12 protein-coding genes are annotated in these 11,872 nt (G+C 35.8%); 8 read left to right on the top strand and 4 right to left on the bottom strand.

Annotated elements, in window-relative coordinates; translation table 11 throughout:
* The 4 genes from hisS to ACY65O_RS13200 form a co-directional block, all read left to right on the top strand.
* A partial coding sequence (gene hisS / locus ACY65O_RS13185) for a histidine--tRNA ligase (RefSeq protein WP_462221324.1) occupies nt 1-1,194 on the top strand: 1,194 nt, incomplete at its 5' end.
* A gap of 46 nt (nt 1,195-1,240) precedes the next feature.
* Nucleotides 1,241-2,929: a DUF4836 family protein gene (locus ACY65O_RS13190; RefSeq protein WP_462221325.1), complete on the top strand. Its 1,689-nt coding sequence runs from the start codon at nt 1,241-1,243 to the stop codon at nt 2,927-2,929.
* Between the two features lie 55 nt (nt 2,930-2,984).
* Nucleotides 2,985-3,626: an ATP-binding cassette domain-containing protein gene (locus ACY65O_RS13195; protein WP_462221326.1), complete on the top strand. Its 642-nt coding sequence runs from the start codon at nt 2,985-2,987 to the stop codon at nt 3,624-3,626.
* A 57-nt stretch (nt 3,627-3,683) separates the two neighbouring features.
* Nucleotides 3,684-4,856 carry an FtsX-like permease family protein gene (locus tag ACY65O_RS13200; RefSeq protein ID WP_462221327.1) on the top strand — a complete coding sequence of 391 codons (1,173 nt, stop codon included), beginning with the start codon at nt 3,684-3,686 and terminating at the stop codon, nt 4,854-4,856.
* Here the strand turns inward: ACY65O_RS13200 and ACY65O_RS13205 are convergent.
* From ACY65O_RS13205 to ACY65O_RS13220, 4 genes are read right to left on the bottom strand one after another with little or no spacing between them, the layout of a single operon-like run.
* Nucleotides 4,851-6,044, bottom strand: coding sequence for a thiolase family protein (locus tag ACY65O_RS13205; RefSeq protein ID WP_462221328.1), 1,194 nt, complete (start codon nt 6,042-6,044; stop codon nt 4,851-4,853). The two genes, ACY65O_RS13200 and ACY65O_RS13205, sit on opposite strands and share 6 nt — an antisense overlap.
* On the bottom strand, nt 6,045-6,434 hold the full coding sequence (locus ACY65O_RS13210; protein ID WP_462221329.1) for a type II toxin-antitoxin system VapC family toxin: 390 nt from the start codon (nt 6,432-6,434) through the stop codon (nt 6,045-6,047).
* The gene (vapB, locus tag ACY65O_RS13215) at nt 6,434-6,649 is read right to left on the bottom strand and encodes a type II toxin-antitoxin system VapB family antitoxin (RefSeq protein ID WP_462221330.1); all 216 of its coding nucleotides are present in this window, start codon (nt 6,647-6,649) and stop codon (nt 6,434-6,436) included. The genes ACY65O_RS13210 and vapB overlap by 1 nt, the downstream gene beginning before the upstream one ends.
* 39 nt (nt 6,650-6,688) lie before the next feature.
* Nucleotides 6,689-7,801 carry a PQQ-dependent sugar dehydrogenase gene (locus tag ACY65O_RS13220; RefSeq protein WP_462221331.1) on the bottom strand — a complete coding sequence of 371 codons (1,113 nt, stop codon included), beginning with the start codon at nt 7,799-7,801 and terminating at the stop codon, nt 6,689-6,691.
* 96 nt (nt 7,802-7,897) lie between these two features.
* Between ACY65O_RS13220 and rlmN the strand changes: the two genes are divergently transcribed.
* The 4 genes from rlmN (at nt 7,898) to ACY65O_RS13240 (ending at nt 11,653) form a co-directional block, all read left to right on the top strand.
* Complete coding sequence (gene rlmN, locus ACY65O_RS13225; protein ID WP_462221332.1) at nt 7,898-8,938, top strand: dual-specificity RNA methyltransferase RlmN; 1,041 nt, start codon at nt 7,898-7,900, stop codon at nt 8,936-8,938.
* A gap of 150 nt (nt 8,939-9,088) precedes the next feature.
* Nucleotides 9,089-9,709, top strand: coding sequence for a hypothetical protein (locus ACY65O_RS13230; protein ID WP_462221333.1), 621 nt, complete (start codon nt 9,089-9,091; stop codon nt 9,707-9,709).
* A 99-nt stretch (nt 9,710-9,808) separates the two neighbouring features.
* A complete protein-coding gene (locus tag ACY65O_RS13235) occupies nt 9,809-10,894 on the top strand; it encodes a pseudouridine synthase (RefSeq protein ID WP_462221334.1) in 1,086 nt (361 codons plus the stop codon).
* Nucleotides 10,895-11,653: an RluA family pseudouridine synthase gene (locus ACY65O_RS13240; protein ID WP_462221335.1), complete on the top strand. Its 759-nt coding sequence runs from the start codon at nt 10,895-10,897 to the stop codon at nt 11,651-11,653.
* The last annotated feature ends 219 nt before the right edge of the window (nt 11,654-11,872 follow it).

Raw genomic sequence — 11,872 nt, forward strand, 5'->3', positions numbered from 1 at the left:
GATAAATTAATTTTTAAAATTTTAAATAACGGCCTTAATAACGAAAAAAATATTGAAGCGGCAAAAGCAGGTTTTGAAAAAGTTTTAGAAGGCAAAAACAGTGTTGATGTTACAGAAAGGGCTTTAAAGTATGATCTTACCATTCCGTTTGCCAGGTATGTGGCCATGAACCACACCAAATTATCTTTTCCTTTTAAACGGTATCAAATACAACCCGTATGGAGAGGTGACAATCCGCAAAAAGGCCGCTACCGTGAGTTTACACAATGCGATGCAGATGTGGTAGGCAGTTATGGTTTAATGAATGATGTAGAGTTTGCATTAATTTATGATGAAGTTTTTAACCGCCTGAGGTTATTTGATTATGAATTAAAAATAAACAGCCGCAAAATTTTATCGGCATTGGCAGGGGCTTGCAATGCTACTGACAAATTAGTAGCCATTACCACCGCTATTGATAAATTAGATAAAGTAAGCGTAAACAAAGTAAAAGCTGAATTATCGGAAAAAGGATTAACAGAATTTCAAATTGAACTGATAGAAAAATATATTGCTATTAGTGGCAGCAACGAAGAAAAAGTAGAACAGTTGACTAATTTGCTGGGCAAAATGCCCGAAACAAAACGTGGCCTGGAAGAAATTAAAAAAATATTACAGCACACAGCAGGAAAAAATATAGTGGTTGATTTTACACTGGCACGTGGTTTAAATTATTATACCGGAATTATTTACGAAGCTAAAGCACCTGCAATTGTACAAATGGGCAGCATTGGCGGCGGTGGCAGGTACGATGATTTAACAGGTTTGTTTGGCGTGCCCGATATACCCGGCGTGGGCATTAGCTTTGGGGTTGACAGGATTTATGATGTACTGGAAGAATTAAAATTATTTCCCGAAAATTTACAGGTAAGTACAAAGGCTTTGTTTTTTAATATGGGAGAAGCTGAAAGTAATTTTGCATTTACTGTAATGCAAAAATTACGTAAGGCTGGCATTGCCTGCGAATTATTTCATATTGAAGAAACCAAAATTGCCAAACAATTCCGTTATGCGGAAGATAAAAAAATTCCTTACGCAATAATAATTGGCAGCAAAGAAATTGAACAAAATTATTGCCAGGTTAAAAATTTAGCCACCGGTGAGCAGCATGTAGTTATTTTTGAAAATTTAATTAATTTTTTTAACAACAAATAAAGGTTACCAAAACATTTTTATCGTATCAACCAAAAAAACCAAACGTATGCAAACAAATTTTCGTAATGCATTATTAACTGTTTTTTCAGTTTTAATATTTGCTTCCTGTACAAAAACTAACAAAGAAGGAAAATTTATTCCGAAAAATGCAGCCATTGCGGTACTAGTAAACGGTGCATCACTCTCCACAAAACTACCCTGGAATGATGTAAAACAAAATGAACTGTTTAAACAAATGTATGCCGACACCAGCATTCCTGCATTTGTAAAACAGGCATTGGACAATCCTGATAACAGCGGTATTGATACCAAAACTGATTTATTATTTTTTGCACAGAAAGATACTATCGGTGGTATTGTTGCTTTTACCGGCACCATTAAAGATGCTGAAAAATTTAGACTGTTTACACTAGATGTTACCAAAGGCGGTGTGCAAAGTGAAAGAGACGGAGTTAATTATGTAAGCAAATATCCTGTTTGCGTAGGCTGGAACAAAGAAAGATTTGTGTACCTGGCAGATGCGCCGCAAATGAATATGCAAAATGCAATGATGCATGACAGCAATAGTGTATCCCCTGCTAAATCACGTGATATTGGTGCAGCCTGTAAAAATATTTTTGATTTAAAAGAAGATAACTCCTTAGCTAAAAATGAAAAATTTACAGAGCTGGTAAAAAAAACCGGTGATATACATTTTTGGATGAACAGTGAAGAATTGTATAAAGGTACCGCTTCAATGCCTGCAATGGTGATGGTAAACATCAGTAAATTATACGAAGGCAGTTTTACCGCTGCAACTGTAAATTTTGAAAATGGTAAAATTTTAATGGATGCAAAAAGTTATGCCGGTAAAGAAATGACCGACTTATATAAAAAATACGGCGGTAAAAATATTGATGAGGATATGATTAAGCGCTTACCCTCAAAAGATGTTGCTGCAGTATTTGCAATGAGTTTTAAACCCGAAGGCATAAAAGAATTTTTAAAATTGCTGGGTGTGGAGGCCTATGCTAACATGGGGCTTGCAGTTGCAGGTTTTAGCATGGATGATTTTATTAAAGCTAATAAAGGAGATATATTAATTGCACTTACCGATTTAAAACATAAACCTTCAACCGACACTTCGGCGATATTGAATAATGCAAAAACTGATAATGTAGAACCCGATATTATTTTTGCCAGTTCTATTGGAGATAAAGAAGCATTTAACTTTTTGATTAAAGCCGGAGAAAAATTAGGGAAAGATGTCCCAGCAGGTATTCCCATTGCTTACAACAGTGATGGAAAACTTTTTGCTATCGGTAACTCAAAAGAAAATATTGATAAATATTTTGCAAACAAAGGCACTAATAATTTTGACTTTTTAAGTAAGATTAACGGCAACCCCTTTGGCGGATATATAAATTTGCAATTTATTTTAAAAGCTGTAGAAACTAATTTTTCCAAAGACAGTACAGCAAAAGTTATTTACGACGCTTCCATAAAAATGTGGGATAACGTGTACATGAAAGGCGGCAACTTTGAAGGTGGTGGTATAACCCAAACTATGGAAATAAACTTAATGGATAAAAGCACCAACAGTTTAAAACAATTGAATCAATATTTAGGTTTATTGAGTAAAATAAAAATGGAACAGGATAAGAAACGTAAAATGAGTGATATGAGTTTTGATGAATTCGATAAAGATAAAATGGTCGCTCCCCCTGCTTCTCCTGCAGTTAAAGAAGGAAATTAATTATCGAATATCCGCTGAAGCATTTCACTTCAGCGGATATTTAATTTTGTACTACATGCAAATACAACTGCAAAAAGTCGTTCCCACATTTATTGAAGAAGAAAAAATTAACCAATCGCAGATATGGAACAACACTGTTGTATTTAATACCGGCGAAAAAGTTGAAATAGTTGCACCCAGTGGCAGTGGCAAAACTTCGCTCATTCATTTTTTATATGGGTTGAGAAAAGATTTTAATGGTAATATTTTGTATGATAATAATTCCATTGCCAATTTTGATGCAGAAAAATTTGCCACTTACCGTCAGCAAAATATCAGTATCGTTTTTCAGGATCTGCGTTTGTTTGCCGAACAAACTGTTTTACAAAATTTAGAAATAAAAAGGCAGCTAAATCCTTATCATACAGAAAGTAAAATTGCTGCAATGGCAAAAAGGCTGGGCATAGAAAATAAGCTTGGCAAACTTTGCAAAACCTGCAGCTATGGCGAGCAGCAGCGCATTGCTATCATTCGCAGTTTACAGCAACCGTTTAATTTTTTATTGTTAGATGAACCTTTCAGTCATTTAGATGAGAACAATAGAAAAAAGGCAATGGAATTAATGGAGGAAGAAACTGCATTGAGAAAGGCTTCAATTATTTTAGCCGATTTAAAAGCAATAGAATATTTTAAAGCAGACAGAACATTGCATTTATAATGCATTCAGCATTAAAGAACCAATAAACTAATTAACCAATTAACGGATCAACCAATAATGAATTTAACATTTAAAAACATTGCCCCCTTTCTAAACACCGGTCAAAACAAAGCCAGTCGCTGGCTCAGTTATATTGGCTTGGGTATTGGTGTGCTGTTGTTGTTATGTTCAGTTCAAATGTATATCAACATTAATCAATTATTAAAAGAAAAAAATCCTAAAAAAACAGGCTTCGATTTTATTTCGGTTACCAAAACTATAACCGATGAAAATATGGCGAGGGATAACCGCTTTACAGAAACTGATCTGCAGCAAATAAAATTACAACCGTTTATTTCTGATGCCGCACTTTTAAAAGCCAATCAGTTTAAAGCTGTAGCCGGCGCTGGCCAGGTAATTCCTTTTAGTACCGACATTTTTATAGAAGCAATAAAAAATGATTTTATTGATACCGTACCATCAAATTTTACCTGGCAACAGGGTCAGTCAGATGTGCCCATAATTTTTTCTTCCGATTTTTTAGAAATGTATAATGTATTTTCCGGCAGCTGGGATTTGCCGCAACTTTCTGAAAAAACTGCCATGGGCATTAATATTTTTTTACGCTGCACCGGCCGCAATGGCGAACAGCAATTTAAAGCTCGTATAGTTGCATTCAGCGACAGGATAAACAGCATACTGGTGCCGGAAAATTTTTTAGCTAAACTGAATAAAGATCTGGAAGGTAAAGAAGAAATTTCTGCGTCGAGAATTTATTTAAAAACAAAAGATGCCAACAACCCCGAGCTGCTTAAATATTTAGAGCAAAATAATTATCATGTAAATAAAGACAAAACAAAATTTGGCAGGATAAAAAAGACCTTACAGGTAATCACAGGCAGTCTTGCAGGCTTTGGTGTCCTCGTAATTTTGCTGGCTCTGGTATTATTTTCTTTTTATTTACAGTTGATGATTGCAAGAAGTAAAGAAAATTTACAATTGCTTTTAACATTGGGTTATTCGCCGCATTGGCTTAGTAAAACAGTTGCAAAAAAATGGATACCGGTTTATGTTACAGTGGTAATGGCAGCAGTTATTACAACAGCCATAGTGCATTTTATTTTTCAACAATTTATCTCAGAACTCTCTCCTTTTATTCACTGGATAGTGTTGGTAATTGCGTTGTTATTACTTGTAATATCTGTTGCAGTAAATTTTAGATTGGTAAAAAAGTTGTTGTATAATTTATAACACTTCATAAACCACTGCTGCCCCCTGCCCCACTCCAATACACATTGTTGCCAACCCATATCTTGCTTTGCGCCGTTTTAATTCATATAATAGTGTAGTAGAAATTCTTACACCACTGCAACCCAGCGGATGGCCCAAAGCAATAGCACCACCATTTACATTTATCTTTTCCAGATCCAAACCCAATTCATGTATGCAGGCAATAGATTGCGATGCAAACGCTTCATTCAATTCTATTAAATCTAAATCAGCCACAGTTAAAGCCGCTCTTTCTAAAGCTTTTTTTGTTGCAGGTACAGGCCCAATACCCATAATAGAAGGATCGACACCGGCAACTGCCATACTTACAATTTTTGCAATTGGCTGCAAGCCATATTTAATAACTGCGGCTTCGCTTGCCAGTAACATTGCAGCAGCACCATCGTTTATGCCCGATGAATTTCCGGCAGTAACAGTTCCATCTTTTGCAAAAGCAGGTTTTAATTGTCCTAATTTTTCTAAATCAGATAAACGTGGATGCTCATCCTTATCAAAATCAAAAACATCTTTACCAATTTGAACCTGCAATGGAATAATTTCTTCATTAAATTTATTTGCCGCATGCGCCTTCGCATATTTTTGCTGGCTTTCCATTGCAAATTCATCCTGTGCATTGCGGCTGATATTCCATTGCCGGGCAACGTTCTCCGCAGTTTCTCCCATGGTGTATGGATAATATAAATCGGATAATTTTTTATTTACAAAACGCCAGCCCAAAGTGGTATCAAAAATTTGCGGCTCTCTTGCAAAAGCAGCGGTTGCCTTAGGCATTACAAAAGGCGCCCGGCTCATGCTTTCTACTCCGCAGGCAATGTATAAATCACCATCGCCGCAGGCAATTGCCCTTGCTGCATCCATAATTGCCTGCAGCCCGCTGGCACATAAACGGTTTACAGTTGTGCCACTAACGGTTACGGGAAGCCCGGCAAGTAAAGCAGCCATACGGGCAACATTTCGGTTATCTTCTCCGCTTTGATTGGCAGCACCTGCGATCACATCTTCAATTGCATTTACATCAATAGAATCATTGCGTTTTATCAAAGCCTTAATAACATAAGCCAGCAAATCATCCGGCCTTATATTACTTAAAGCGCCGCCATATTTACCAATGGGTGTACGTATGGCATCAATTACATAAACAGTTTGCATTTACCAAATTCGTTTAATGTTATAATCATCAAATATTTTATCTGAACTTATTAAAGGTATTTTTTCCACTATAGAATGTGCAGCTATAATCCTGTCGAAAGGATCCCGGTGAATTAACGGCAACAACTGACAATGATAAATGGATAACAAAGAAATTGGCGACAGGATTAGATTGTGTTTTTCTATTTCACGGGATATGAAATCGTTTAATGAAAGTTTTAATTGAAGTTTATTTACACTTAATTTTATACTCAACTCCCATATACTTGCATAGCTTAGTAATAAATCATTACTCTTATCCAAAATTACATCATAGCATTTTTCAGAAATTTTTTCAGGCTCATGAGCCATCCACAGAACAATTTGAGTATCCAGCAAAAATTGGCTCATTACATATAATCTTTAAAATCTTCTGGTGTTTCATTAAAATCATCTGCCATCCATATCATTCCTTTTGCCCAACCCATATTTTTTTTGCGGTGTTCTCCAATATCTTCTGGTTTCGGCTGAGTATATTTTGCGGTTAAATAACCAACAAAATCTTCCACTTCCTTTTGTTGCTCAAAAGGCAGTTTTTTTATTTCCTCTAATAAGTGTTCTCCCATAAAAAACATTTACCAAATATAGTAAATTTTACAAAGCTTTTATAGCTTCGATATTTCCACCAGCACATCCGCATTGCCGCCATTGCCCGTACATAAATAAACCCTGCCGGCAGGCGAAACACAAATATCACGGATGCGGCCAAACTTGTTTTTAAACAATTGCTGTTCGCTAATCACACTAAGTCCATCGGTACTTAATTTTAAAATCCTCAGGTTGGCATCTTTTAAGGAAGTTAGTAATAAACAATTTTTCCAGGCAGCAATGCGGTCATTGTTATAATAATCTATACCGCAATAAGCAAAAGTTACATTACCACTGCTCCATATCGGTTCTTTTACATTGTTAGCTGTACAAAAAGTAATTTCGGCAGGGTCGTTACATGGCCCCGTTACAGTTGGCCAGCCGTAATTTCTATTTTTCTCTATAATGTTGACTTCATCTTCCACATTTGGCCCGTGTTCGCTGGCATACATTATACCATTGGCAACCACCAATCCCTGCGGATTGCGATGCCCTAAACTCCAAACGGGCGAACCCGAAATTGGATTATCGGCAGGAATGCTTCCATCTAAATTAAAACGTAAAATTTTACCTGATAAAGAGCTTGTTCTTTGGGCATTATTCGCTACAGCTGCATCACCTGTTGTCATAAATAATTTTGGTGCAGCTTCAGCAGTTATCCAAAGTCTGCTGCCATTATGAATACCTGATGCAGGTATATTATCAATTATTGTTGCAACAGTTTGAAGATTATTATTTATAAATTTAAACTGCACTAATTTTTCAAGATAGTTACCAGCATTGTTGTAATTATACACTGCATAAAAAAATCCATTCGTTAAAAAATCGGGGTGTTGCACCAGGCCTAATAATCCTCCTTCGCCATTACTAACTGCATCGGGCAGGCTTATTGAAAAAACAACTTCTTTAGTTTTGGGATTTATCTTACTTATTTTACCTCCCCTTTCCGTCATCCATATAAAATCATCTTTACCCCATAAAATTTCCCAGGGAAAATTTAAATTATTTTTTAGGGTACGCATACTGTCTGTTGGCCAGTCATCAGGTACTGCAACAAGATCGTTATTTTTTGTTTTGCAGGATTGCAGTACCATAAAAAATACAATGGCTGCAATTGAAATTGTACGCATAGGAAAAGTTTTTAATGAAGCTGCAATTTTTCTGCCAATCTGTACCAAAAAGCATATTATTAAAAAAAATAGGCTTGTGTATTGTACCTTTGCGGCATGTCAGCTGTTAAAAATATAAGAACATTAACCCTTCCCGAACTTAAAGAATACTTCGAATCAATAGGCGATAAAAAATTCCGTGCCATACAAACTTACGAATGGATATGGAAAAAAAGTGCCACCAGTTTTGATGATATGAGTAACCTAAGCAAAGAGTTACGTATAAAATTAGCCGAACATTTTAGTTTACCGGCCATAACTACCGATGCCACACAAATAAGTGGTGATGGCACCATAAAATCACGATTTAAAACATTCGACGGGCATTTTATTGAAGGCGTTTTAATACCTACCGAAAAAAGAAATACGGCCTGTGTATCTTCTCAAATCGGTTGCAGCCTTACCTGCTCCTTTTGCGCCACCGGTAAAATGGAACGTAAACGCAATTTAAATTTTGATGAAATTTACGACCAGGCAGCACAGCTGAATCAGCAGAGCGAAAAAGTGTACAATAAAAAATTAAGCAATATTGTTTTTATGGGTATGGGCGAGCCATTGCTTAATTACACCAATGTATTGCAGGCCATTGATAAAATTATAAGCAATGATGGTTTAGCTATGAGCCCCAAACGCATCACCGTTTCTACAGCAGGTGTGGCAAAAATGATTAAGAAATTAGGCGACGATAAAGTGAAATTTAACTTGGCTCTTTCTTTACATGCGGCTACCGATAAAAAACGTGATGCTATTATGCCGATTAACGAAAGCAATAATATTGAAGCATTGGTAGAAGCACTAAATTATTTTTACGAAAAAACAAAAAACGATATTACTTTAGAATACATTCTTTTAAAAAATGTAAATGATTCTTTGGAAGATGCCGAAGACCTGGTAAAAATTTACCGCCAAATCCCTACACATTTAGTTAATGTAATTGAATACAATCCAATTGATGGCGCTGCCTTTGTAAAACCAGATGAAGACACTACACAGCAGTTTACCGATTACCTTGCCAAAAACCGGGTAAATGTAAGGGTTCGCCGCAGCCGTGGTAAAGATATTGATGCTGCCTGCGGTCAATTGGCCAATAAAAAATAAAATTTATTTTTTTAGCATTCTTTTTAACTTAAAGAAATCTATGTTCTCACCTTCGGTGCCCGCCATAAGTTACTTTAACAAAACTTATTTTTTATACATTAAACCCCGTTTAACTGCGGTGGTCTATGAGTAAATAAAAATTAAATTACCATGAAAAAATTATTGATCGCATTATTTGCATTTAGCACTCTTACTTTATCTGCCAGTGCACAGGAAAAAAGAATGAGTAAAGCGAAACATCAAAAACATGAAAAACATGATCTGTCGCAAAAGTTAAACTTTAGTGAAGAACAAAAAAAGCAGGCTGCTGTTTATAAAGCAAATTATAAAACTCAAATGCAGCAGCTGAGCAAAAACGATAACATCACAGTAAAAGAATACCGTGAAAAAAAGGAGGCTTTGCACAACGAACAGAAAGCTAAAATGGAAAGCCTGCTTACCGCCGAACAAAAAGTTAAAATGACGCAAATGAAAGCGGAGCACCAGGCAAAAAGACAACAGCATGATGCAGCAAGAATGGATAAGATGAAAACCAAATTAAATCTTACTGATGCACAGATGGCGCAAATGAAAACACAGCATGAAGCCATGAAATTAAAAATGCAGGCCATTAAACAAGATGACAAAATGGATAAAGCTGCAAAAAAAGAAAAGATGACTGCATTAAAAGCACAAATGAAAGAAGAAAATAAAAAAATGTTTACAGCCGATCAGTTGAAAAAGATGGAAGAAATGAAAAAAGACAGGAAAGGAAAAAAAGCAGTTAAATAAAACACTACCAGTAAAAATAAAAGGCGAACCGCAGGGTTCGCTTTTTTATTTCTATATTTGCAGCTCACTCCTGTTGTAAAACAGTAAATCTCTTCAATTATGAGCCAGTCTCCGTTTCAAAAATTTACAGTAAAGAAAAAAAACAGCGTAGTTAAAGAACAAATACGCCAGGAAAAGAAAACTTACCGAAAAGAACGCAATGCTTTTTTCGATAAGAAAAAAGAAGAAGAATACCAGGCAAGAATGGCCAAGAAAAATGGTATGGCTACTAAAGCCGCAGATAATTCAAAAGCAACATTGGCAATAAGCAATAATCAAGAGGCAAAACCTTCAGCCGAAGCAAATGGAACCCGTACAACTCCCAAATTTAAACCAACCGGTGGCGCAGCAAAAACGCCGCATGCTAAATCGGAAAAGGCAACAGCAGCCAATGATAATGCACCAACAGGTGTAATGCCATTAAATAAATTTATGGCTCATTGCGGTGTATGCAGCCGCAGAGATGCAGTGGCTTTAATAAGTGCAGGCAAAGTGAAAATAAATGGCGAAGTAGCGACAGAACCCGGTTATAAAATAAAACAAACCGATGAAGTAATTTACAATGGCAAAAAATTATTTGTCACAAAAAATTTGGTGTACATCTTACTAAACAAACCAAAAGATTATATAACCACCACCGATGATCCGCAGGGAAGAAAAACAGTTTTACAATTAATACAAAAAGCTACTACCGAAAGGGTGTACCCTATCGGACGTTTGGATAGAAATACATCAGGTGTTTTATTACTTACCAACGATGGTGATCTTACTCAAAAATTATCGCATCCCAGCTACGAAATAAAAAAAATATACGAAGCCAAATTAGATAAGCCTTTAACCAAAACAGATTTTGATAAAATTATAAAAGGATTAAAATTAGAAGATGGCGAAGTTCAGGTGGACAGTCTTGCTTATGCTGACAGTAAAGACAAATCCATTATTGGTATAGAAATCCATAGTGGCCGTAACAGAATTGTACGCCGCATATTTGAACATTTAGGTTACGATGTAAAAGGATTAGACCGGGTGATGTATGCCAATCTTACTAAAAAAAATGTAGAACGCAGCAAGTGGCGTTATTTAAGCGATAAAGAAATTCGTTTGCTTAAATACATGAATGCTTCTAAAACCAAACAACCGATTTAAATGTTACCTGATTTTTCAAATACGCCAAAACCTGCACCGGTTTTTAAACTTGCTGCAGCTATCATTTTTGAGAATGAAAATTTTTTGGCTATAAATAAACCTGCAGGGCTGTTATCTATCCCCGACAGGATGCAAAGTGAAGTGAGCCTAAAAGATATGCTGATAAATAAATACGGCAGCATTTTTACAGTGCACCGTTTAGATAAAGACACCAGTGGCATTATTTTATTTGCAAAAAACGAAACCACCCATAAATTTTTATCGCAGGCTTTTGAAGAAAGAAGGGTAGAAAAATTTTACCAGGGTATTGTGCATGGTTCGCCTGCTGAAAAAAAAGGCACTATTGATGCTCCTATCAGCGAACACCTGGTGCAAAAAGGTTTAATGGTTATACACCGCAATGGCAAACCTTCGGTAACCGATTATGAGGTAATTGAAGATTACAAATCTTATTCGCTTTTACAATTTCAATTGCATACCGGCCGCACCCACCAGATAAGGGTGCATTGTAAAAATATTGGTCACCCTTTAGCCTGCGATGAATTGTATGGCGATGGTAAACCTGTTTTACTATCTTCTCTCAAAAAAAAATATAAGCTTAGTAAACATGAAGAAGAAGAGCGACCGATGCTAAACAGGCTGGCACTACATTCTTATTGTTTAAAATTTACTGATGCCGAAGGCAATACATTTAATTTAGCGGCGGAGTTACCTAAAGATATGAGAGCGTTATTGCAGCAGTTGAAAAAAAATTCTTAGCAATTACTTTATTTCCTTTTTTAGTTTTCATAATATGCTACTATGCAAAATAAATTGCATCTTACTACCTCTCAGGTAAAATAAATTGCTATTTTATAAACTTCACTTTCTATTAGTAATTTTTGAATTAATATCCTTCTTTTTGATATTGCATAAAAATTTAATAGTATATTTAGTCTTACTCTAAAATAACCTTATATGGATAAGCTATCCCTTTAC

The organism is Ferruginibacter sp. (assembly GCF_031430955.1).
In the GTDB taxonomy this organism is placed as follows: domain Bacteria; phylum Bacteroidota; class Bacteroidia; order Chitinophagales; family Chitinophagaceae; genus Ferruginibacter.

What these genes read in the sequence shown, in the direction of transcription:
- ACY65O_RS13195 (WP_462221326.1), top strand. Translation starts at nt 2,985, where the DNA reads ATGCAAATACAACTGCAAAAAGTCGTTCCCACATTTATTGAAGAAGAA.
- ACY65O_RS13200 (WP_462221327.1), top strand. Translation starts at nt 3,684, where the DNA reads ATGAATTTAACATTTAAAAACATTGCCCCCTTTCTAAACACCGGTCAA.
- ACY65O_RS13220 (WP_462221331.1), bottom strand. Translation starts at nt 7,801, where the DNA reads ATGCGTACAATTTCAATTGCAGCCATTGTATTTTTTATGGTACTGCAA.
- ACY65O_RS13230 (WP_462221333.1), top strand. Translation starts at nt 9,089, where the DNA reads ATGAAAAAATTATTGATCGCATTATTTGCATTTAGCACTCTTACTTTA.
- ACY65O_RS13190 (WP_462221325.1), top strand. Translation starts at nt 1,241, where the DNA reads ATGCAAACAAATTTTCGTAATGCATTATTAACTGTTTTTTCAGTTTTA.
- ACY65O_RS13240 (WP_462221335.1), top strand. Translation starts at nt 10,895, where the DNA reads ATGTTACCTGATTTTTCAAATACGCCAAAACCTGCACCGGTTTTTAAA.
- rlmN (WP_462221332.1), top strand. Translation starts at nt 7,898, where the DNA reads ATGTCAGCTGTTAAAAATATAAGAACATTAACCCTTCCCGAACTTAAA.
- vapB (WP_462221330.1), bottom strand. Translation starts at nt 6,649, where the DNA reads ATGGGAGAACACTTATTAGAGGAAATAAAAAAACTGCCTTTTGAGCAA.
- ACY65O_RS13235 (WP_462221334.1), top strand. Translation starts at nt 9,809, where the DNA reads ATGAGCCAGTCTCCGTTTCAAAAATTTACAGTAAAGAAAAAAAACAGC.
- ACY65O_RS13210 (WP_462221329.1), bottom strand. Translation starts at nt 6,434, where the DNA reads ATGAGCCAATTTTTGCTGGATACTCAAATTGTTCTGTGGATGGCTCAT.
- ACY65O_RS13205 (WP_462221328.1), bottom strand. Translation starts at nt 6,044, where the DNA reads ATGCAAACTGTTTATGTAATTGATGCCATACGTACACCCATTGGTAAA.